We start from the raw sequence: 21,989 nt of genomic DNA, 5'->3' as shown, positions 1-21,989 counted from the left end.
CGACCCAAGGCCGCTTCGGCAAAGATCATGAAATCCTGGGGCCGAGGCGATCCAGCTGCTACCAGCCAAACACCTCGCAAGCATTGCGGCTGCTGGCTGCGGCCAGCTCCCCGACGTCCACCCCCATCACCTCTGCCAGCACCGTGGCGATCTCCGGCAGGTGCTCCGGGCTGTTCCGTTCCCCCGGGTACATCACCGGTGCCATGTCCGGTGCATCGGTCTCCAGCACCACGCTGTCCAGCGGCAACCGTGCCAGGGTCTTGCGCAGCCGCAGCGCCTGCGGCCAGGTACCTGCTCCTCCCAGCCCAAGCCGGAAGCCCAGCTTGATGTATTCCCGGGCTTCTTCGTAACTGCCAGCGAAGGCATGAATCACCCCCGCCCGCGCCGGCTTGTAGCGCTTGAGCGTGGCGATCACCTGGGCGTGGCTGCGGCGCACATGCAGCAGGGCCGGCAGCTCGAAGTCGCAGGCCATTTGCAGTTGCGCTTCGAACAGGTCCTGTTGGCGCGCCTTGTCCAGGTTTTCGAGGTAATAGTCCAGGCCGAACTCACCAACGGCACATAACCGAGGGTGGCCACGCAGGCGCTCCAGCCACTCGCGCAATTGCGCCAGATGCTCCGGGCGATGTTGGTCGAGGTAGACCGGGTGCAGGCCGAGCGCGGCGAACAGGCGCTGATCGCTGCAAGCCAGGTCCCACACGCGTTGGAAATTGGTCTGATAAACGCCCAGCACCACCATTCGTTCCACCCCGCGCGCCGCCGCATTGGCCAGCAGGCGCGGGCGGTCGGCGTCGAAATCGGGGAAGTCGAGGTGGGTATGGGTGTCGATCAGGCGCATGTTCAGGCCGCTGCGATGCGTTGCTTGAAGGTTCGACCGACCGCGTGCACGCCAGGTTCGTAACGTTTCTCCTCGATCGCGGCCAGTGCCAGTTCCAGCGCGGTGGCGGCAATCAGGCCATGCTGCTGGGCCATGGCGTTCACCGGCAGCGGCAGGAAGTCGAGCAGCTGGTTGTCGCCGAAGGTGCCCAGCTGCAGCTGGCGTGAGTCGGCCGGGCGCGCCTGAAGGGCGTCGAACACCCCTTGCAGCAGCACGTAGGAGGTGGTCACCAGGGCGTCCGGCAGGCCGCCGAGGTCACCAATCAGCTGTTGCATCAGGCGTTGGCCGCATTCACGGCTGAAGGCTTCGCCCTGGTAGCGGCGAACTTCGCCGGCATAACCGTGCAGGGCCTCGTCGAAGCCGCCGGCACGCGCCTGGCTGACCGAAAGCTCCGGGCGTGCGCCGATCAGAGCGATGCTGCGCGGGGCCGCGCTGAGCAGGCTGGCGGCCAGTTGGCGGCTGGCATCGCGGTCGTCGCTGATGACCGAACAGAAGTGCGCCGGGTCCAGGCGGCGGTCGATGGCGATCACCGGCAGGCCTTTGTCCTGCAGTTCGCGGTAGCTGTCGTCTTGCGGTGGCAGGCAGCTGGCGACGAACAGCGCATCGCAACGGCGCGCGCGGAACAGCTGCTGCAACTGGCGCTCGCTGTCGGGCTGGTCATCGCTGCTGGCGATCAGCAACTGGTAGCCACGGGCTCGGGCGCCTTGTTCAAGCTGTTTGGCGATGCGCGCGTAGCTGGGGTTCTCCAGATCGGGGAGAATGAAGCCCAAGGTACGCGTATGCCGGCTGCGCAAGCCAGCAGCCTGCGGGTTGGGGGTGAAGCCATGGGCTTCGACCACCGCACGCACCCGCTCGACGGTGCTGTTGCTGATGCGCTGTTGTTCGGCCTTGCCATTGATGACGTAGCTGGCAGTGGTCACGGACACACCGGCCAGACGGGCGATATCGCTGAGTTTCACCGAATTTTCCTTGTTATTACCGGGGCTGGCTGTGAAGCCTGACCGGGTAGTTTGACCCGGCAGCGGCGCCACGCGCAGACGACCATTGTCGCAATTGTCCGACAGGATGGGGCTTTTTCCCTGGCAGATTATCGAGTAACGTGGCCGCCTGGTCAGATTAAACGTTTCAGCTGCCGATTTTTCTGCCTCGGCTGCCATCGTGCAAGGCTGTCGAACTGGCCGTTCATGTGAATTCCACAACAATACTCCAGTACCCGACCGGGAACTGCAAAAGGAGAAGGTCATGCTCGAGCTCGCCAAGGAGCAGATAGCCATGGGCCAGAAGGCCGCCACCAAGGCCGAGGCCTTGTGCCTGCTGGCCGACCGGTTGGTCGCCGACGGCCTGGTCGCCGAAGGGTACCTGCAAGGGCTGCAGGCCCGCGAGGTGCAGGGCTCCACCTTCCTTGGCCAGGGCATCGCCATTCCCCACGGCACCCCGCAGACGCGCGACCTGGTGTACGCCACCGGCGTGCGTCTGCTGCAGTTTCCCGAGGGTGTGGACTGGGGCGATGGGCAAATGGTCTACCTGGCCATTGGCATCGCCGCCCGTTCCGACGAACACCTGCGCCTGTTGCAGCTGCTGACCCGCGCCCTGGGCGAGACCGACCTGGCCGAAGCGCTGCGTCGCGCCGGCTCCGCCGAGGCGTTGCTGAAACTGTTGCAAGGCGCGCCCCAGGAACTGGCCCTGGATGCGCAACTGGTCGGCCTGAACCTGCCTGCTGAAGACTTCGACGAACTGGCCTGGCGCGGCGCTCGCCTGTTGCAGCGGGCCGAGTGCGTCGACAGCGGGTTCGCTGCCGTGCTGCAGCAGGCCGAACCGTTACCGCTGGGCGAGGGCCTGTGGTGGCTGCACAGCGAACGCCAGGTGCGTCAGCCGGGGCTGGCCTTCATCACCCCGCAACAGCCATTGCGCTATCGCGACCAGCCGCTCAACGGCCTGTTCTGCCTGGCCAGCCTCGGCGCAGCCCACCAGGCCTTGCTCGAACGCCTGTGTGAAGTACTGATCGAAGGGCGCGGGCAGATGCTCTACCAGGCCACCAGCAGCCGCGCAGTCCTGGAAGTGCTGGGCGGAGAGGCGCCGGCGGACTGGCCCAGCGCGCGTATCGTGCTGGCCAACCCGCATGGCTTGCATGCCCGCCCAGCCAAGGTGCTGGCGCAGTTGGCCAAAGGTTTCGAGGGGGAAATCCGCGTGCGCCTGGTCGACAGCGCGCAGCCAGCGGTGTCGGTGAAGAGCCTGAGCAAGTTGCTCAGCCTCGGCGCCCGTCGTGGCCAGGCGCTGGAACTGGTGGCTGAACCCACTATTGCCGCCGATGCCTTGCCGGTGCTGTTGGCTGCCATCGAACAAGGTCTGGGCGAGGAGGTGGAACCGTTGCCGCAGGGCAGCGCGGCTGCCGTCAGCGCCACCGCCGAAGTGCTGCAGGCACCGCCGGCCGGTAGCCGTGTCCAGGGCGTGGGCGCCGCCCCGGGTATTGCCAGCGGCCCGGCCCACGTGTGTGTCGAGCGCGAGTTCGACTACCCCCTGCGCGGCGAGTCGTACGCCCAGGAGCGGCAGAGGCTGCGTGAAGCCGTGGCGACTGTGAACAGCGAATTGCAAGCCTTGGTCCAGCGCAGTGACAAGGCCATTGGCGAGATCTTCGTGACCCACCAGGAAATGCTCGCCGACCCGGCCCTGAGCGACGATGTCGAGCAGCGCCTGACCCAGGGCGAGAGCGCCGCGGCGGCGTGGATGGCGGTGATCGAGGCGGCGGCACGCCAGCAGGAGTCGCTGCACGATGCCTTGCTCGCCGAACGTGCCGCTGACCTGCGCGACATCGGTCGCCGGGTGCTGGCGCAACTGTGTGGCGTGCAGGCGCAAGCCGAACCGCAACAGCCTTACGTCCTGGTGATGACTGAAGTCGGCCCGTCCGATGTCGCCCGGCTGGACCCGAGCCGTGTTGCCGGTATCGTCACTGCCCAGGGCGGCGCCACCGCCCACAGCGCGATTGTCGCCCGTGCCCTGGGCATCCCGGCGGTGGTCGGCGCCGGTGCCGCGATCCTGCTGCTGGAGGCGGGCACGCCGTTGCTGCTCGATGGCCAGCGCGGCGTGGTCAGCGTGGCGCCACCGGCAGATGAACTGCAACGTGCCCTGGCCGAGCGGGACCTGCGCGAGCAACGCCTGCAGGCGGCCTGGGCCAACCGCTTCGAGCCGGCAGTCACCCGCGATGGGCATGCCATCGAGGTGTTCGCCAACATCGGCGAAAGCAGCGGCATCGCCAAGGTGGTGGAGCAGGGCGCCGAAGGCGTGGGCTTGCTGCGCACCGAGCTGATTTTCATGGCCCACCCCCAGGTGCCGGACGTGGCCACCCAGGAGGCGGAATACCGGCGCGTGCTCGATGGCCTCGACGGTCGCCCGCTGGTGGTGCGTACCCTCGATGTCGGCGGCGACAAGCCGCTGCCGTACTGGCCGATCGCTGCCGAGGAAAACCCGTTCCTCGGCGTGCGTGGGGTACGCCTGACCTTGCAGCGCCCGCAGGTGATGGAGGACCAGCTGCGCGCCTTGCTGCGGGCCGCCGACCAGCGCCCGCTGCGCATCATGTTCCCGATGGTGGGCCAGGTGCACGAGTGGCGCGAAGCGCGGGCCATGGTCGAGCGCCTGCGGGCGGAAATCCCGGTGGCCGATTTGCAATTGGGCATCATGGTCGAAGTGCCGTCGGCAGCCCTGCTGGCCGCGCAACTGGCGCGCGAAGTCGACTTCTTCAGCATCGGCACCAATGACCTGACCCAGTACACCCTGGCCATCGACCGTGGCCACCCGAGCCTTTCGGCCCAGGCCGATGGCCTGCATCCGGCGGTGCTCAGCCTGATCGACATGACCGTGCGCGCCGCGCATGCCCATGGCAAGTGGGTGGGCGTGTGCGGCGAACTGGCGGCCGACCCGCAGGCGGTGGCGGTGCTGCTCGGCCTGGACGTGGACGAGCTCAGCGTTGCGGCGCGCAGCATTGCCGAAGTCAAGGCCCTGGTCCGCCAGGCCGATCACCAGACGGCCCGCGCCCTGGCGCGCGAGGCCCTGCAACAGGACAGCGCCGCAGCGGTTCGCGCGCTGGTGGAGCGTTACTGAATGGCCAAGATCCTCACCCTCACCCTGAACCCGGCGCTGGATATCACCATCGGCCTGGGGACCCTGCGCCCGGGGCAGGTCAACCGCAGCCAGACGCAGCACAGCCACGCCGCGGGCAAAGGGCTGAACGTTGCCCAGGTACTGGCCGACCTGGGGCACAGTGTCACGGTAGGCGGCTTCCTCGGCCGCGATAACCTGCAGCCGTTCGAAGCGCTGATCCAGTGGCGTGGCTTTGCCGACTGCTTTGTCCGTGTGCCCGGCGAGACCCGCAGCAACATCAAGCTGGTCGAGGCCGATGGTCGTGTCACCGACGTCAACGGCCAGGGCCCGGAGGTCGACGAGGCGGCCCGCAGCGCCTTGTTGCGCCTGCTGGAGCAGGTTGCGCCGGGGCATGACGCGGTGGTGGTGGCGGGCAGCCTGCCGCGCGGCATCAGTGCCGAGTGGTTCTGCCAGTTGCTCGAACGATTGAAAGCCCTGGGGCTGAAGGTTGCCCTGGACAGCAGTGGCGAAGCCCTGCGTGCTGGCTTGCAGAGCATCCCCTGGCTGGTCAAGCCGAATACCGAAGAGCTGGGCGAAGTGCTGGGCCTGGCTGTGGATAACCCGCAACAGCAGCGTGCCGCCGCCGCCCGCCTGGTGGCCAGTGGCATCGAACACGTGGTGGTGTCGGCGGGCGAGCAGGGTGTCAGCTGGTTCACCCGCGAGCTCGCCGTGCATGCCCGCCCGCCCAAGGTGCAGGTAGCCAGCACGGTTGGGGCGGGGGATTCGCTGGTAGCCGGCATGGTCCATGGCCTGCTGCAGGGCGAAGCCCCGGCACAGACCTTGGCCCGCGCCACCGCTATCGCCGCCCAGGCCGTTACCCAGGTGGGGTTCGGCATCTGTGACCGGGAGCAACTGGCGCGCCTGCAAGCCGCCGTGCAACTGACAGAACAACAAGAGGGTTGCCGATGAACATTGCCATTGTCACCGCCTGCCCCAACGGCCAGGTGTCGAGCGTGCTGAGCGCGCGTTTGCTGTCTGCCGCGGCCCAGCGGCGCGGCTGGAGTACCAGCGTCGAGGTACAGGACGCAGAGCACCCCGAGCGGAAACTGAGCGCCGCGCAGATCGCCGAGGCCGACTGGGTACTGGTGATCAGCACCGGGCCGGTGGAACTCGCCCGCTTCGTCGGCAAGCGGGTCTACCAAAGTACGCCGTCCCAGGCTTTGACCGACCGCGAGGGCTTTCTCGACGAAGCCGCCGCCAATGCCGAGCTGCTGACTTCAGTGGCAACCGGCCCGGCCGAGCTGGCCGGTGCCGGTGCACGCATCGTCGCGGTCACCGCCTGCCCGACCGGCGTCGCGCACACGTTCATGGCCGCAGAAGCACTGCAGCAGGCCGCGCAGCAACTGGGCTACCAGCTCACCGTCGAGACCCAGGGTTCGGTCGGCGCGCGCAACCCTTTGTCTGCCGAAGCCATCGCCGCCGCCGACGTGGTCCTGCTGGCTGCCGACATCGAAGTGCCCACCGCGCGTTTCGCCGGCAAGCGCATCTACCGCTGCGGCACTGGCATCGCCCTCAAGCAGGCCCGTGCCACCCTGGACAAGGCCCTGGCCGAAGCCAAGGTGGAAAGCGGCGCCGATGCCTCGGCAGCGGCTACGCCAACCAAGGGCGAGAAGACCGGGGTGTACAAGCACCTGCTTACCGGTGTGTCGTTCATGCTGCCCATGGTGGTGGCGGGCGGGCTGCTGATCGCCCTGTCGTTCGTGTTCGGTATCGAGGCCTACAAACAGCCGGGGACCCTGCCAGCGGCGTTGATGCAGATCGGTGGCGAGGCGGCATTCAAGCTGATGGTGCCATTGCTGGCGGGCTACATCGCCTGGTCGATCGCCGACCGCCCGGGGCTGGCCCCCGGCATGATCGGCGGGCTGCTGGCCAGCACCCTGGGTGCGGGCTTCATCGGCGGCATCGTCGCCGGCTTCCTCGCCGGTTACAGCGCCAAGGCCATCGCCCGCTGGGCACGCTTGCCCAGCAGCCTGGAAGCGCTCAAGCCGATCCTGATCATCCCGTTGCTGGCCAGCCTGTTCACCGGGCTGGTGATGATTTACGTGGTTGGCCAGCCGGTGGCGGCGATGCTCGACGGCCTTACTCACTTCCTCGACAGCATGGGCACCACCAACGCCATCCTGCTGGGGCTGTTGCTGGGCGGCATGATGTGCGTCGACCTGGGCGGGCCGATCAACAAGGCCGCCTATGCCTTTTCGGTGGGGCTGCTGGCCTCGTCGAGCTACGCGCCGATGGCGGCGACCATGGCCGCGGGCATGGTGCCGCCGATCGGCCTGGGTATTGCCACCTTCGTGGCCCGTCGCAAGTTCGCCCAAAGCGAGCGCGAGGCGGGCAAGGCAGCCCTGGCGCTGGGCCTGTGCTTCATTTCCGAAGGGGCGATACCGTTTGCCGCCAAGGACCCGCTGCGGGTCATCCCCGCCAGCATCGCCGGCGGCGCGCTGACCGGGGCCTTGTCGATGTACTTCGGCTGCAAGCTGATGGCGCCGCATGGCGGCCTGTTCGTGCTGCTGATCCCGAATGCGATCAACCATGCGGCGCTGTACCTGCTGGCGATCGTGGCCGGTAGCTTGCTGACGGCGGTGGTGTATGCGCTGATCAAGAAGAGCGAAGGGGTAGAGCTGGCGGTAGCACCGGCGAAAGTCTAGAGGCCTGGGTTGGCGCACTGGCCGCTTCGCGGATTCAACCGCGAGGTGGCCGCTGCCGGCTAGCGTCGATGCTTCTGCCGCAGTGGCACCAGCAAGTCGCCCAACCCGTTATGGTCGATCTCGTGCATCAACGCCAACAACCCACCCAGTTCCCCTGCCGGGAAGCCTTTGCGGGCGAACCATGCCAGGTAGTCCCCCGGCAGGTCGGCGATCAGCCGGCCCTGATACTTGCCGAACGGCATGCTGCGGGTCACCAGCAGTTCTAGGGTTTCCGGCTTCATCATCGGCGCACCTGGCAGGAGAGAGTGCCGACCATACTGCAAAGTGCACGAACGCCCAAGCGGCAATCATGCAGAACGCCGCTTGCCGGGCTTCCGTTAATCAAGCTAACTATTTGATATTTGGTGTGTTTTGTTTTTGAAGCGGGTTGGCACGATCACTGCTCCCATCTAGTGGACTATCACCTGCCAAGGAGTATTGCCATGAGCAACCCGAACAAAGATGTGATCGACGTACTGAACGACCTGATCGAGTACAGCAAGGACGGCGAAAAGGGTTTTCGTGAATCGGCCGATGATGTCAAGAACCCGGAGCTGAAAGCCTTCTTCGTGCAACGTGCCGGCGAGTGCGCCAATGCTGCTGGTGAGCTGCAAAGCGAGGTGCGGCGCCTGGGCGGTGATCCGGAAACCTCGACCAGCCTGAGCGGCGACCTGCACCGTGGCTGGGTCAACTTCAAGTCGATGCTTACCGGCAAGAGCGAAGAGGCCGTGTTGAACGAGGTCGAGCGTGGTGAAGACTACGCACTCAAGGCCTACAAGGACGCCCGGGAAAAACTGGTAAAACTGGGCCGCACCGCCAGCGACCAGACCTACAACCTGGTGGAAAAGCAGCTGCAGGGCGTGCAGCGCAATCATGACCAGGTCAAGGCACTGCGCAACGCTGTACGCGCCAGTTCCTAATCGGCCGGCCCCTCTACCCGGTTGCGGCCCTTGGCCTTGGCCCGGTAGAGGGCTTCATCCGCAGCACCCAGCACCCTTGCCAGGTCGTGCTGGGTGCCGGAAACGCCGATGCCGATGCTCACCGTGACCGAGTGGGCATCATCGGCGAACGGCGTCAGTGCTTCGACACTGGCGCGGATACGTTCGGCCAGCCAGTGTGCGCCTGCCAGGTCGGTTTCCGGCAGCACCACCTGGAATTCCTCCCCACCATAGCGCGCCGCCAGGTCGGCAGGGCGGCGGATACAAGCCTCGATGGTCTTGGCCACTTCGCGCAGGGCATGGTCGCCTCCCGCGTGGCCATGGCGCTGGTTGAAGGCCTTGAAATGGTCCACATCCACCATCAATACCGCCAACGGCTTGCGGTTGCGTTGCGCGCGCGCCCACTCCTGGCGCAACACCTGGTCCAGGCGACGGCGGTTGGCCAGGCCGGTCAGGCTGTCGGTGGAGGCCAGTGTTTCCAGGCCTTGTTCGGCCTCGTGCCGGCGGCGTAATTCGCGGCCCAGCAGCAGGGTCAGCCAGAGGATGCCCACGCACAGTACGCCGGTGGCGACGCTGACCATGATCGCGGTGCGGCGCCAGGACTGGAACACTTCGTCGGCCGAGTGCGCCACCAGTACGATCAGCGGCAGCTGCGGGACCCGGGCAAAGGTATAGATGCGCAGTTTTGCACTACTGCCGGAGCGGGCGGTGAAGCTGCCGCTCTGTTCGTTGAGGATGCGTTTGAAATTGGGGCGGTCGGCGAAGTTGGTGCCAATCAGCGGGTCCTGTGCACGTGATGGCTGGCGTGCGAGCAGTTGGCCGTCGGTGTTGATCAGGTTGATGCTGCTGTCGTCGCCAATGTCCAGTCGCTGAAATAGTTCGCTGAAGTACGACAGGCGCAGCGCGCCAGCTGCCACCCCGGCAAACTCGCCATCCGCGCCGGAGATGCGTCGGCTGAAACTGATGCACCAGTCCAGGTCGCCGAGCTGCGCCTTGAACGGTGGGCCCACCAGCAGGCCGAGGTTGGCATCGCGCTGGTGCGCCTGAAACACCCCGGTAGCGCCGAAATTGGCTGTACGCGGTACGCTGCTGGTGGAGTCGCCTACCACATTGCCCTGTTTGTCCAGCCACAGCACATCACCGCGCTTGCGGTCGACGAAGGCTTCATTGAAAAGCAGGCGCTGGCGCAGCGGGCCGGGTATGTTTGGCAGCTCCTGGCGCCCGACTGCCCAGATCAGGCCCTTCAGGGACTGGTCGTAGAGTTCGACATTGCGCAGGATATCGCTTTCGATCAGCTGGACGATGTTGTTGGACGAGCGGATCGCCGACAGCTCGACGCTATCGCGCTCACGGGCCAGCAGGTAGCTGACGATGGCCACGATGGCGAGCACGGCAAGGCAACTGCCCAGGTTGAGGAACAGCTCGGGGTGTGACCTGTAAAGTGCGAAACGCGGGGGTCGGGGGGTCATGCTCGCTACTGCGTGGGCAGGGCCATTCGCGGCGGCCACATTCTAGGGAAGTGGGGATTGTCGAACAAGATTTGTCCGACGGAATTACGCAGGCGAGTCTGCGCAGCCCATCGCCGGCAAGCTCCCACAGCTACCGCGTTGCCTGCTTCGCGGATAAATCCGCTCCTACAGATGTGAACTGCCCTGTAGGAGCGGCTTCAGCCGCGATCACCGGCGAAGCCGGTGCCATCCACCGTCTTAGCGAACCGAGGGCAAAGCCTTCGCTGGCGGTTTCGAATCAGAACACGTTCAACGGGTAATCGACGATTACCCGCAATTCATCGTTGTCGCTGTTGCTGTCGATCGAGGCATAACCCTGGCTGCCACGGTGCACGGCATAGCGCAGCAGCACCGACAAGTCCTTCAGGTCACCTTCCTGGAATACGTACTTCAGGTCCAGGTCCCGCTCCCAGTGCATGGCGTTTTTGCCATCGGCACGGTAGTAGTCGTAGTGGCTGGTGTCCTGGGTGGCCTTGGTCAGGTCGGCCTCACCGCGCGAGTACGACAGCGCGCTGGTCAGGCCCGGGACGCCCCAGCCAGCGAAGTCATAGTTGTACTGCAGCTTCCACGAACGCTCGTTCGGCGCGTTGAAGTCGGAGTACATGCGCGAGTTGTCCAGGTAGATGCTGTCGCCAAGGTTGATGTAGTCGAACGGCGTGTTGCCGTTGACCCGCTGGTAGGCGGCAGTGACGCTGTGGTACCCGGCGTTGACGGTGAAGTGCACGCTGTAGGTATTGTTGTCGATCTTGCCCAGCAGCGCCTGGCCGGTGTCCTGGGTGTGATAGAAATGCACGCCCGGGTTCAGGCTGACCAGGTCGTTGACCACATAGGTGTAGTCGAAATCGGCGTAGTACTGGTTCCAGATGTCCTTCAGCTCGGCGGCATACAGGTTGGCCGTAATGTTCGGGGTACCGCTCCACGACGCGCCGGCCCAGTTCAGGTGCTTGCTCTTGTCGTGCTCGTCCAGCGTGCCGTAGTAGGTGTCGATACGGCGGTGGCCGCTCTGGTTATAGGGCTTGGTGAAGCTTGCCTGGCCGCCTTCGAGCAGCAACCCGTCGATGCTGGTGTTGGTCAGGCTTACGCCACGGAAGGTCTGCGGCAGCATGCGGCTTTCGCCACCGGCGATCACCGGGTTGGTGAGGAACAGGTCACCGGCTTTGAGCTCGGTGTCGAATGCCTTAAATTTGATCGCGGCCCCGGCAGTGGAGAACGAATGCGGCGCTGCACCCAGCTCGCCATCGTCCTTGATGTGCTCGGGCAGGATGCTGGTGCCGGCGTGGCCGCCACCGCCATCGAGCTTCAAGCCCAGCATGGCATGGGCATCCAGGCCAACGCCAAGCACCCCTGGGGTGTAGCCAGATTCGAAGCGCGCAACCGCGCCCTGGCCCCACTCGCGGGTGTCACGCACGCCAGCGTTGTGGTTGTCGCGGTTGAAATAGGCATTACGCAAATGCAGGTTGAGCGACGACCCTTCGATGAAGCCATCAGCCTTGTCTTCATCTGCCTGGGCGGCGAAAGGGATCGTTGCAGTCAACGCAATGAACAGCGGGGTAAAACGAAACGCGGAAGGCACCGGTACTCGCTCCTTTGGTCTGGCGGTGGGGCAGTTTTTATTTTCGAATGTGCGTCTTTTTATTGATGTACGTTACAGCCGGGCTGGTAGTTGAAGCACATAAAAAAAGCCGCTGATCGGCAGCGGCTTTAAAAGGCTAACATATCGGCACCGGTGGTGCCCATGGCGTAGCCAAGGGAAAACGGGAGCAGCGACAGCGCTTGCTCAACTGTCGGCATTGGCATCGACTTCAGCTTTCGAAGCTGTCTGGTTTGCGCTTTTGGCGGCATCAGCCTTCTGTGCGGCTACGGCTTCGCGGGCCTCTTGATGAATGGCGGCAAGCTCAGCGTTACGGGTGATGAAAGCCTGGGATTCTTCGGCCATGGCCAGCGGCGACAACAACAGGGACGACAGGACGAAGAGGCTGGCAATACCCTTACTGTTGGACATTTGAAACTACCTTCTTGCAGTGCAAGTGCTAATGAGGACAGGGCTAAAGTTAGTCCTTTCAATGCATTTGAAACAGAGCGAAGCGCGATAAGCACTGTTGCGCAAAAGGTAATTATTGGGCAAAAAGCAATTGGACTTTCGCCGGAAAGCCCCGTGCTAGACAGGCCCGTGCACGGGGGCGCGTACGGCCTGGTCAGAAGCCGATGAAGGCGTAGTACACCGGGGGCTTGTGGGTGGTGCGCAATCCCTGCTGTCGCAAGTCCGCCAGCAACGCTTCATCCTCCACGTGCAGGGTCCACTGTGCTCCGGCATCGTCCGGCATTTGCCCCAGCGCCGCGGCAAATACGTGCATGTCGGGCAGGTAAGCAGTAAAACCATTGCCCTTGAGCGCACTGGTGGTCATGCCCAGCGCCTGGCATAGCGCCACCTTGGTCGCGATGTCATCCCGGTCAGCCTGACGCGAGGCTTGCACCAGCGCCTCCAGCTCGGTGTCGACCAGGCGCGTGCCGTGGATCAGCACAGGCCCCTGCTGCCAGGCTTGTGGCGGGCAGTCCTTGCTGCCTGGGCGCAGCGGGATATGCGGGTTGATCTCTACCGGGTAAATGCGGCAGACCAGCGGGCGCTGGTCATAGATAGTGCAGCGGTCGTTGGCGTCGAGGTTGCGGCAGCGGCCAGGGTTGAACGCGGCAAAGGTCACCGCGACGCGTATTTCGCCTTCGCCGCAGCGCACGGGATGGGAGCGGGGTAGTACGTGCTCGCGCTGCTCCTGCGGCATGCCTGGGCCGTCGGTCACGAACGCTTCGAGCAACACGATCACCTGGCCGTTGTCTGCCGCCCAGCGACGGGTTTCGGCCAGGGTCAGTGGCACGTGGTGGCCGGTGCAACACTTGCCGCAGCCAGTGCAGGCGAAACGCAAGCTGCCGGTCACCTGGCCTCGGGGCTCCATTCGCTGACGAAGGCGCGCTGCTGACGGCGGTCGTACAGGCACAGTTCGCTGCCGGTACGCTGCTGCATGTGCTGCTGTGGGTAGACGCCTTCGATCAGCAGGGCGCTCATGCCGACCTGGTCATCGAACTCGGCGGGCTTGCCGCGGGCGTGGGCATCCTTGAACTGGCTGGCGGCCAGGCAGGCTTTGAGCATCTGCTGGCGCTGCTCGTTCCAGGCCTGGCTGGTCGAGGCCTGGGCGGCTGCGCTGAACAGGGCGTAGACGACCAGGATGGAGCTGAAGCATTTCATGGCGATACCGGCAAATTGCATGCGTAGGCCGCGATTATGCCTGGCTCGGCCCCGGCGGCAAGCCGGTGATTTTGTCGCTGAATTTATCAGCGCTCGGCAAACACCACGGTACGCGCCGCCACCACCAGGCAATCGGTCAGCTCCGGCGAGGAGAACTTGGTGAGGATGGCATTGGCTCCGGCCAGCCTGGCCTTCTCGGCGCTCATGGTGCTGTCCAGCGAAGTATGCAGCAGGATGTACAGGTGCTGGAAATCCGGGGTCTCGCGCAGGGTGCGGGTGAATGCGTAGCCATCCATCTCGGACATTTCGATGTCGGATACGATGATGTTGATTTCCTGCGCGGTGCCCTGCAGTTCCAGCAGCACGTTGATGGCGTCCTTGGCGCTGCGCGCGGTGTGGCATTCGATGCCGAGGTTGCGCAGGGTATGCACCGACTGCTGCAGGGCCACCTGGCTGTCGTCCACCACCAGGATGTTGGCGGCGGCCAGCAGGCTGATGTCTTCTTCACTCAAGGTTTTTTGCGGCGGCTCAGGCAGCGGCGGGGCAATGGCGTGGATGACTTTTTCAATGTCCAGCACCTGCACCAGGGTGTTGTCGACCCGGGTCACGCCGGTAATGAACGAGCGGTTGCCCGAGCCATAGGGTGGCGGTTTGATGTCAGTGCTCAGGCAATGCACGATACGGCTGACCGCCTGCACATGCAGGCCCTGGCGCGAGCGGCTGATCTCGGTGACGATCAGGCAGCCGCCGTCCGGGTCGGTCAAAGGCTGTTCACCGATGGCGCGGGACAGGTCGATGACCGACAGCGAATGGCCGCGCAGGGTCGCCACGCCTTTCACGTGGGGGTGCGATTCGGGCAGCTTGGTCAGCGCTGGGCAGGGGATGATCTCGCTGACCTTGAGCAGGTTGATTGCCATCAACTTGCCGCTGCGCAGCGTGAACAGCAGCAGGGACAGCGAGTCCGCGCGGGCATTTTGCGTGGCCATGGTGACCTTCGTCGGGAACAGGGGTAACCGGTTATCGGCCTGATCTGTTCGGGCTTTAGGCTCTGTACGAAAAGCCTTGATACTTGTTCATGCTGCGTTGAAAACAGCCTCGGAATGCTCATTCACTCCAGTACACTCCGCTTCCTCGGCTGTTTTCGCCTTGCCTGACCTGCGTCTCAAGACTTTTCGTACAGAGCCAAGGGGCAACCCCTCAGCGTAATCCCAGGCGGTGCGCCAAACGGCTGAGATTGGCCCGATCCAGTCCCAGCTCTCGGGCTGCGGCCGCCCAGTTGTGCTGATGCCGCTGCAGGCAGGCTTCGATCAGCTGGCGCTGGTAGACGTCGACGGCTGCGCGCAGTCCACCTTCGGCCAGGGCCGCCGCCTGTATGGGGGCAGCAGGGGAGGGCGGGGTGCCGGGCGCGGCGTTTGCGCGCAGGTCGAGGTCGATGGCTTCCAGGGTGAGGATGCGTGGCCTGTCTGGGTGCTGGCCCAGCGCCTTGAGCGCCGAGCGGCCGATCAGGTGTTCCAGTTCCCGCACGTTGCCTGGCCAGTCGTAGGCCAGCAGTGCCGCCTGGGCGCCGCTGCTCAGGCGCAGGCTGTTCAGGCCCAGGCGCGAACGGTTCTGTTCGAGGAAGTAGCCAGCCAGCAGCAGCACATCGCGCCCGCGTTCGCGCAACGGCGGCACGTGCAGCGGGTAGACACTGAGGCGGTGGTAGAAATCGGCGCGGAAGTTACCGCTGCGCACCTCCGCCGCCAGGTCGCGGTTGGTGGCGGCGATCAGGCGCACATCCACCCGGTGCTCGCGGTCCGAGCCAAGGCGCTGCAACTGGCCGCTCTGCAGGACACGCAGCAACTTGGCCTGCACCGTCAGCGGCAGTTCACCCACTTCGTCGAGGAACAGCGTGCCGCCATTGGCCAGCTCGAACTTGCCGCGGCGCTCGCCATGGGCGCCGGTGAAAGCGCCGCGGACATGGCCGAACAGTTCGCTTTCAACCAGCGTGTCGGGCAAGGCGGCGCAGTTGAGGCTGACCAGCGGTTTGTCGGCGCGGTTGCTGGCCTGGTGCAAGGCCTGCGCCACCAGTTCCTTGCCAACCCCGGTTTCACCGGTGATCAGCACGGTCAGGTCGCTGCCACCAACCAGGCGGATTTCCTCCACCAGGCGCTTGTGGGCGGGGCTCTGGCCGATCAGTTCTCTATCCTGGCCGCTGGCCTGGCGGTAGATCTCGGCGCGGTGGTGCTCGTCTTCGGCACGCAGGGCCAGGTGCTCGATTCGTTCGGCCACGGTAACCGTGGCGGCAGCCAGGCTGGCGAAGGCCTGCAGGGCATCCAGCTCCAGGCTCTGGAACTGCCCGGGGGTGAGGGCGTCGAGGGTGACCAGGCCCCAGGGGCGCTCATCGACCATCAGTGGGCAGCCCATGCAGTCATGTACTTCCAGGTTGGCATGGGCGGCGTTGACCAGGCCATCGTAAGGGTCGGGCAGCTCGGAGTCGCTGGCGAAGCGGGTGGGCTCCGGGCGGCTGAGCAGGATCTGGAAGCGCGGGTGCTCGCTGACCCGGAAGCGCCGGCCAAGGGTATCCGGGCTCAGGCCGTCCACCGCCAGCGGCACCAGCCACTCACCGTCCAGGCGCAGCAGCGCGGCGGCATCGCAGGGCAGTAGCCCGCGCATGGCCTGTAACAGGCGGCGGTATCGTTCCTGGTCCGGCAAGTCGCGGGACAGGTCACTGACCAGGGGCAGCAGGGCGGTGAGCAGTGGCTTTGTAGTCATATGGACTCCTGTGGGTCGTTATGACTATACGCGCGGGCGGGTCGTTTTGACATGACGCCGGTCAAAGCCCTGATTTTGCTGGGAATAAAAGTTGGCACGATTGCTGTAATAACCGCGGCAGTCATTCGAAGCCACAGGCTCAGGAGTTGTCGCAATGCTCAATGCCGAACAACGTGCAATCATCAAGGCCACTGTCCCCCTGCTGGAAAGCGGCGGCGAAGCGCTGACCACCCACTTCTACAAGATGATGCTCAGCGAGTACCCGCAGGTACGCCCGCTGTTCAACCAGGCCCACCAGGCCAGCGGTGACCAGCCGCGTGCCCTGGCCAACGGCGTGCTGATGTATGCCCGCCACATCGATCAACTGGAGCAGCTGGGCGGCCTGGTCGGTCAGATCATCAACAAGCATGTCGCCTTGCAGATTCTGCCGGAGCACTACCCGATCGTCGGCAGCTGCCTGCTGCGCGCCATCGAGGAGGTGCTGGGCAAGGACATCGCCACCCCCGCCGTCATCGAGGCCTGGGGCGCGGCCTATGGCCAACTGGCCGACATTCTGATCGGCGCTGAAGAAAATCTCTACAAGCAGAAGGAAGAAGCCGAAGGTGGCTGGCGCGGTACCCGTGAATTCCGCCTGGTACGCCGGGAGCAGGAAAGCAGCGAGATCGTTTCGTTCTACTTTGCCCCGGTTGATGGCAAAGCGGTGCTCAAGGCCGAACCTGGCCAGTATATCGGCCTGAAGCTGGACATCGACGGTGCCGAGCAGCGCCGCAACTATTCCCTGTCGGCCCTGTGCGATGGCAAGGAATATCGCATCAGCGTCAAGCGCGAGCAGGGTGGCAAGGTTTCCAATTACCTGCATGACCAGTTGGCCGTGGGCGATACCCTGCAGCTGTTCCCGCCGGCTGGCGACTTCACCCTGGCCGCAGGTGACAAGCCGCTGGTGCTGATCAGTGGTGGCGTTGGCATCACCCCGACCTTGGCGATGCTGCAGGCGGCCCTGCAAACCCGGCGCGAGGTGCATTTCATCCATTGTGCGCGTAACGGCGCCGTGCATGCCTTCCGTGACTGGGTCGATGGCCTGGCCGAGCGTTATCCTCAGCTCAAGCGCTTCTATTGCTATGCCGAGCCGGAAGGTGCTGCTGCAGCCGATGCGGTGGGCTTGCTGAGTGAAGACCTGCTGGCCGAGTGGCTGCCGCAGGAGCGCGATGTGGATGCGTACTTCCTCGGGCCGAAGGGCTTCATGGCGGCGGTCAAGCGCCAGCTGAAAGGCCTGGGCGTGCCGGAGCAGCAGAGCCGCTACGAGTTCTTCGGGCCGGCGGCGGCGCTGGAGTGATGTAGCGCCGGTATCGGCCTCTTCGCGGGTTTACCTGCGAAAGGTCCGGTACGGGCTTGCGAAACTCGTCATCCCAGCCGCTGGCAAGCCAGCTCCCTTGCAGCATTGCTCCCGCCCGTGGGTAATCGAGAACGAAACGGTCGACAGCATTCGCCGCCTGGGGGCTGGCTTGCCAGCGGCTGGGCCAGCCACCTTGTGCCTATATATATGGAACGATTAAAACCTTCGTGTAGTTTTCATCGTTAATTCTCCTTTAATCACGGTATCCTTCACTCCCGGGTGTCGAGGGGCTTGGCCCTGCGCGGCACCTGGGCAGCCGCTTTTTGCTGCCCGACGTTGAACCGACGTCGTCGCGGCCGGTCTCAGCCACGCTGGATAGCCCTGCGCCGCGCTATCACGCTGCTTCCTCGGCATGCTCACAGGCCCTGCCCAGCGTGTAGACTTGCGCCCAGGCAGGCGGACCACGCTGCCACTATCCATCGAAGGAATCGGCAATGAACGAACAAACATCGCGCCTGAATCGGGAACGGCGCTTTCTGGTGCTGTTGGGCCTGATCTGCATTTCGCTGATCGGCGGCGCCCTGTACATGCAGATCGTGCTCGGCGAGGCGCCGTGCCCTCTGTGCATCCTGCAGCGTTATGCGCTGCTGTTCATTGCCCTGTTCGCCTTGATCGCGGCTGCGATGCCCGGGCGCCGCAGCCTGACCTTCTTCGAGGCACTGGTAGTGCTCAGCGCCATTGGCGGAATCGTTGCGGCCGGCAACCATGTGTATATACTCGCCAACCCCATGGTCAGTTGTGGCATCGATACCCTGCAGCCAATCGTGGACGATCTGCCGCTGGCCAAGCTATGGCCGCTGGTGTTCCAGGTCGATGGTTTCTGCAGCACGCCGTATCCGCCGATCCTCGGCCTGTCCCTGGCGCAGTGGGCGTTGCTGGCGTTTGTCCTGACGGCCGTGCTGGTTCCGCTCGGGATCTACCGCAACCGACGCCAGGCTTAGACAAAAGTACCGAATGGCATGGGGTCTTTTGCACCCCATGAGAAGAGTGAAAAGTTGCTCCCCGCTTGATCCAGATCAACCCGTAGGCCTTGCAGAATGCGGCTTTGGGGGCTAGCAAGCGGGGTGCGACAAACTGTCGCGAAGTTGAATTTTCGAGCAGTATTGTTGCGGATTCTGTAAAAGACTGTTGCTCAATAAGTCATAGTCAAGGGTTGGCGACCTATCTACAATCGCCCCCAATTTCCGTTCGGCACTGCTTGCGAGTCGCAGGATTGAAGGAAGCCCCAGCGCTCCTTTTTGCTGACTTCGTCAAGTTTCGCCCAACGGCGATACCGGGCGGACCCCCCTCCGCGTTTTCCCGCACCAAATGGACTTGGTCTGAAGTACAGGCCTGTTGCCTACGAAACCATAAGCACCGCTAACCCGCTTGACGCCAAGGTCCTGCAGTCGGACCCGGGCAGGAGCGAGTACGGGCGCGAAATGCCGCACTTGGCAGGACGAAGTGTTGGCTACCAAAACACAAATTGCATTGAAGCAAGCTGATCTAGAGGTCGTGAGATGAGTAAAAAGCGTTACCCCAGACTGTTTGGCATATTGCCCTTTTTAGGCATGCTTTTACTCAGTGGGTGCAACTGGACCCTGCTCGACCCGAAGGGCCAGGTCGGCATTGAGCAAAAGAACCTGATCCTCATCGCTACCGGCCTGATGCTGCTGGTGGTGATTCCGGTCATCATCATGACCGTGGTTTTCGCCTGGAAGTACCGTGCTTCCAACAAGGCCGCCACCTACACCCCCGACTGGTCGCACTCGACCAAGATCGAAGCCGCGGTGTGGATCATCCCGATCCTTATCATCATCGCCCTGGGCTACTTCACCTACCACTCCACGCACAAGCTGGACCCGTATCGCCCACTGGATTCCGATGTGAAGCCGGTGCAGATCGACGTGGTCGCGCTGGACTGGAAATGGCTGTTCATCTACCCGGAGCAGGGCATTGCCACGGTCAACAAGATCGTCTTCCCGGCTAACACCCCGGTCAACTTCCGCGTCACTTCCGACGCCGTGATGAACTCGTTCTTCATCCCGGGCCTGGGCGGCCAGATCTACGCCATGGCCGGCATGACCACCAAGCTGCACCTGATCGCCAACGAAAACGGCGAGTTCGACGGTATCAGCGCCAACTATAGCGGTGCTGGCTTCACCGGCATGAAATTCAAGGCTACTGCCACCTCCCAGGAAGACTTCGACAAGTGGGTCGCCGAGGTCAAGCAGTCGCCGAAGAAGCTGGACAAGGCCGAATACGACGCCTTGGCCAAACCAAGCGAAAACAACCCGGTCGCGCTGTACAGCGAGGCTTCGCCTGACCAGTTCCAGCTGATCGTCGACAAGTACGAAGGCATGAACCGCGGTCGTCCGAGCCACGAAGAAGCAGGCAGCAAAGATCTGGCCACTACCAAGGGTGTGGAATCGAGTATGCAACCAGCTGCCGGTGCAGAGGAGTAAGAGATGTTCGGTAAACTAAGCCTGGAGGCGATACCCTATCACGAGCCGATAGTCATGGTGACACTTGCCATGATCGCGCTCGGTGGTATCGCTGTCGTCGGTGCTATCACCTACTTCCGCAAGTGGACCTACTTGTGGACCGAGTGGTTGACGACTGTCGACCACAAGAAGATCGGGGTGATGTACATCATCGTCGCGATGGTCATGCTGCTGCGCGGCTTTGCCGACGCCATCATGATGCGTACCCAGCTGGCTGCCGCTACCGGTGGCTCCGAAGGCTACCTGCCGCCTGAACACTATGACCAGATCTTCACCGCGCACGGTGTGATCATGATCATCTTCATGGCGATGCCGTTCTTCACCGGCCTGATGAACCTGGCGGTTCCGCTGCAGATCGGTGCACGTGACGTTGCCTTCCCGTTCCTCAACTCGCTGAGCTTCTACCTGCTGCTGGCAGGCGTGCTGCTGGTCAACATCTCGCTGGGCGTTGGTGAATTCGCCAAGACCGGCTGGGTTGCCTATCCGCCGCTCGCGGGCATTCAGTACAGCCCTGGGGTGGGTGTCGACTACTACATCTGGGCGCTACAGCTATCAGGCCTGGGTACGACGCTTACCGGTGTGAACTTCCTCGTCACCGTGATGAAGATGCGCGCACCTGGCATGAAGCTGATGGACATGCCGATCTTCACCTGGACCTGCACCTGGGCCAACGTGCTGATCGTGGCTTCCTTCCCGATCCTGACCGCTGCACTCGCTCTGCTGACTGTTGACCGTTATCTGGACTTCCACATCTTCACCAACGAGCTTGGTGGGAACCCGATGATGTACGTCAACCTGTTCTGGGCGTGGGGTCACCCTGAGGTTTACATCCTGATCCTGCCGGCCTTCGGTGTGTTCTCGGAAGTCACCTCGACCTTCTCCGGCAAGCGTCTGTTCGGCCACCACTCGATGATCTATGCATCGGGCGCGATCGCCGTGCTGGGCTTCGCTGTATGGCTGCACCACTTCTTCACCATGGGTGCCGGCGCCAGCGTCAACACCTTCTTCGGCCTGGCGACGATGCTGATCTCCATTCCGACCGGTGTGAAGCTGTTCAACTGGCTGTTCACCATCTACCAGGGCCGTCTGCGCTTCACCGCGCCGATCATGTGGACCCTGGGCTTCATGATCACCTTCTCCATCGGTGGCATGACTGGCGTTCTGCTGGCTGTTCCGGGTGCTGACTTCGTCCTGCACAACAGCCTGTTCGTAATTGCTCACTTCCACAACGTGATCATCGGTGGTGCGGTATTCGGCTACATCGCCGGCTTCGCCTACTGGTTCCCGAAAGCCTTCGGTTTCACCCTGAACGAGAAGTGGGGCAAAGCTGCCTTCTGGTTCTGGATCTCGGGCTTCTACGTAGCGTTCATGCCGCTGTACGCCCTGGGCTTCATGGGCATGACCCGTCGTCTGAACCACTCCGACAACCCGCTGTGGGAACCCTACCTGTACGTAGCCGTCGTCGGCGCCGTGCTGATCCTGTTCGGTATCGCCTGCCAGCTGATCCAGCTGTACGTATCGGTTCGCGACCGCAACCAGAACCTGGACGTGACCGGCGACCCATGGGGCGGCCGTACCCTGGAATGGTCGACTTCGTCGCCACCTCCGTTCTACAACTTCGCCCACATGCCTGAGAAGGTTGGCCTGGACGCCTGGCACGAAGCCAAGGAAGCCGGTGTTGCCTACAAGCCAGCGGCCAAGTACGAAGCGATCCACATGCCGAGCAACACCTCCACCGGTTTGTTCATGGGCCTGTTCCTGACCGTCTTCGGCTTCGCCTTCATCTGGCACATCTGGTGGCTGGTTGGCGCGAGCCTGGTTGCAACCATCGCTGTCTTCGTTCGCCACGCTGCGCGTGACGACCAGGGCTACATGGTTCCGGCCGAAGAAGTGGCGCGCATCGAAGGCGAGCGCATGAAAGCGTTGGCCAAAGCAGGTGCTCTGCCTGCCGGCGCACGTGTCGAATCGTTTGAGCGGGTGTAATCA

At 63.8% G+C, this 21,989-nt stretch carries 18 protein-coding genes; 8 read left to right on the top strand and 10 right to left on the bottom strand.

The window, feature by feature from the left end; genetic code table 11:
• Positions 1-58: 58 nt before the first annotated feature.
• Positions 59-835, bottom strand: a complete 777-nt coding sequence (locus JKP78_RS11505) for a TatD family hydrolase (protein WP_200626683.1) — start codon at positions 833-835, stop codon at positions 59-61.
• 2 nt (positions 836-837) lie between these two features.
• Positions 838-1,833 carry a catabolite repressor/activator gene (gene cra / locus JKP78_RS11500; protein WP_170028300.1) on the bottom strand — a complete coding sequence of 332 codons (996 nt, stop codon included), beginning with the start codon at positions 1,831-1,833 and terminating at the stop codon, positions 838-840.
• Between the two features lie 283 nt (positions 1,834-2,116).
• Between cra and ptsP the strand changes: the two genes are divergently transcribed.
• From ptsP to JKP78_RS11485, 3 genes are read left to right on the top strand one after another with little or no spacing between them, the layout of a single operon-like run.
• Positions 2,117-4,969 (top strand): phosphoenolpyruvate--protein phosphotransferase, encoded by a 2,853-nt coding sequence (gene ptsP, locus JKP78_RS11495; RefSeq protein ID WP_200626682.1) that lies wholly within the window; start codon positions 2,117-2,119, stop codon positions 4,967-4,969.
• Complete coding sequence (gene pfkB / locus JKP78_RS11490; protein WP_200626681.1) at positions 4,970-5,917, top strand: 1-phosphofructokinase; 948 nt, start codon at positions 4,970-4,972, stop codon at positions 5,915-5,917.
• Positions 5,914-7,653 (top strand): PTS fructose-like transporter subunit IIB, encoded by a 1,740-nt coding sequence (locus tag JKP78_RS11485; RefSeq protein WP_200626680.1) that lies wholly within the window; start codon positions 5,914-5,916, stop codon positions 7,651-7,653. The genes pfkB and JKP78_RS11485 overlap by 4 nt, the downstream gene beginning before the upstream one ends.
• A gap of 59 nt (positions 7,654-7,712) precedes the next feature.
• Here the strand turns inward: JKP78_RS11485 and JKP78_RS11480 are convergent, their stop codons facing one another.
• Entirely contained in the window at positions 7,713-7,934 is a 222-nt protein-coding gene (locus JKP78_RS11480; protein ID WP_170034042.1) for a DUF3820 family protein, read from the bottom strand.
• 201 nt (positions 7,935-8,135) lie between these two features.
• Here JKP78_RS11480 and JKP78_RS11475 point away from each other — a divergent pair, with 201 nt between their 5' ends.
• Positions 8,136-8,612: a ferritin-like domain-containing protein gene (locus JKP78_RS11475; protein ID WP_200626679.1), complete on the top strand. Its 477-nt coding sequence runs from the start codon at positions 8,136-8,138 to the stop codon at positions 8,610-8,612.
• Here JKP78_RS11475 and JKP78_RS11470 read toward each other — a convergent pair.
• The 7 genes from JKP78_RS11470 to norR all read right to left on the bottom strand — a co-directional run bounded on the left by JKP78_RS11470 (position 8,609) and on the right by norR (position 16,127).
• On the bottom strand, positions 8,609-10,099 hold the full coding sequence (locus JKP78_RS11470; RefSeq protein ID WP_186686336.1) for a sensor domain-containing diguanylate cyclase: 1,491 nt from the start codon (positions 10,097-10,099) through the stop codon (positions 8,609-8,611). The genes JKP78_RS11475 and JKP78_RS11470 overlap by 4 nt on opposite strands.
• A 277-nt stretch (positions 10,100-10,376) precedes the next feature.
• Positions 10,377-11,711, bottom strand: a complete 1,335-nt coding sequence (locus JKP78_RS11465; RefSeq protein ID WP_200626678.1) for an OprD family porin — start codon at positions 11,709-11,711, stop codon at positions 10,377-10,379.
• A gap of 204 nt (positions 11,712-11,915) precedes the next feature.
• On the bottom strand, positions 11,916-12,140 hold the full coding sequence (locus tag JKP78_RS11460) for a hypothetical protein (RefSeq protein WP_200626677.1): 225 nt from the start codon (positions 12,138-12,140) through the stop codon (positions 11,916-11,918).
• A gap of 193 nt (positions 12,141-12,333) precedes the next feature.
• Positions 12,334-13,068 (bottom strand): YkgJ family cysteine cluster protein, encoded by a 735-nt coding sequence (locus tag JKP78_RS11455; RefSeq protein WP_200626676.1) that lies wholly within the window; start codon positions 13,066-13,068, stop codon positions 12,334-12,336.
• The gene (locus JKP78_RS11450; RefSeq protein WP_170028309.1) at positions 13,065-13,376 is read right to left on the bottom strand and encodes a hypothetical protein; all 312 of its coding nucleotides are present in this window, start codon (positions 13,374-13,376) and stop codon (positions 13,065-13,067) included. The genes JKP78_RS11455 and JKP78_RS11450 overlap by 4 nt, the downstream gene beginning before the upstream one ends.
• Positions 13,377-13,462: 86 nt before the next feature.
• Complete coding sequence (locus JKP78_RS11445; RefSeq protein ID WP_170028310.1) at positions 13,463-14,362, bottom strand: chemotaxis protein; 900 nt, start codon at positions 14,360-14,362, stop codon at positions 13,463-13,465.
• A 211-nt stretch (positions 14,363-14,573) separates the two neighbouring features.
• Positions 14,574-16,127 (bottom strand): nitric oxide reductase transcriptional regulator NorR, encoded by a 1,554-nt coding sequence (gene norR, locus JKP78_RS11440; RefSeq protein ID WP_186686326.1) that lies wholly within the window; start codon positions 16,125-16,127, stop codon positions 14,574-14,576.
• Positions 16,128-16,281: 154 nt separating this feature from the next.
• Between norR and hmpA the strand changes: the two genes are divergently transcribed.
• The 4 genes from hmpA (at position 16,282) to cyoB (ending at position 21,986) form a co-directional block, all read left to right on the top strand.
• A complete protein-coding gene (hmpA, locus tag JKP78_RS11435; protein WP_200626675.1) occupies positions 16,282-17,460 on the top strand; it encodes an NO-inducible flavohemoprotein in 1,179 nt (392 codons plus the stop codon).
• Between the two features lie 494 nt (positions 17,461-17,954).
• Positions 17,955-18,461 (top strand): disulfide bond formation protein B, encoded by a 507-nt coding sequence (locus JKP78_RS11430; protein ID WP_200626674.1) that lies wholly within the window; start codon positions 17,955-17,957, stop codon positions 18,459-18,461.
• A 558-nt stretch (positions 18,462-19,019) separates the two neighbouring features.
• A complete protein-coding gene (gene cyoA, locus JKP78_RS11425) occupies positions 19,020-19,964 on the top strand; it encodes a ubiquinol oxidase subunit II (protein ID WP_015268993.1) in 945 nt (314 codons plus the stop codon).
• A 3-nt stretch (positions 19,965-19,967) separates the two neighbouring features.
• Positions 19,968-21,986 (top strand): cytochrome o ubiquinol oxidase subunit I, encoded by a 2,019-nt coding sequence (gene cyoB / locus JKP78_RS11420; protein WP_063911280.1) that lies wholly within the window; start codon positions 19,968-19,970, stop codon positions 21,984-21,986.
• Positions 21,987-21,989 lie beyond the last annotated feature (3 nt).

It is taken from the genome of Pseudomonas sp. LAM2023 (assembly GCF_016620375.1).
GTDB classification, from domain to species: domain Bacteria; phylum Pseudomonadota; class Gammaproteobacteria; order Pseudomonadales; family Pseudomonadaceae; genus Aquipseudomonas; species Aquipseudomonas anuradhapurensis.
The sequence above is the reverse complement of the archived record's forward strand: the minus strand, read 5'-3'. Positions and strand labels throughout refer to the sequence as shown.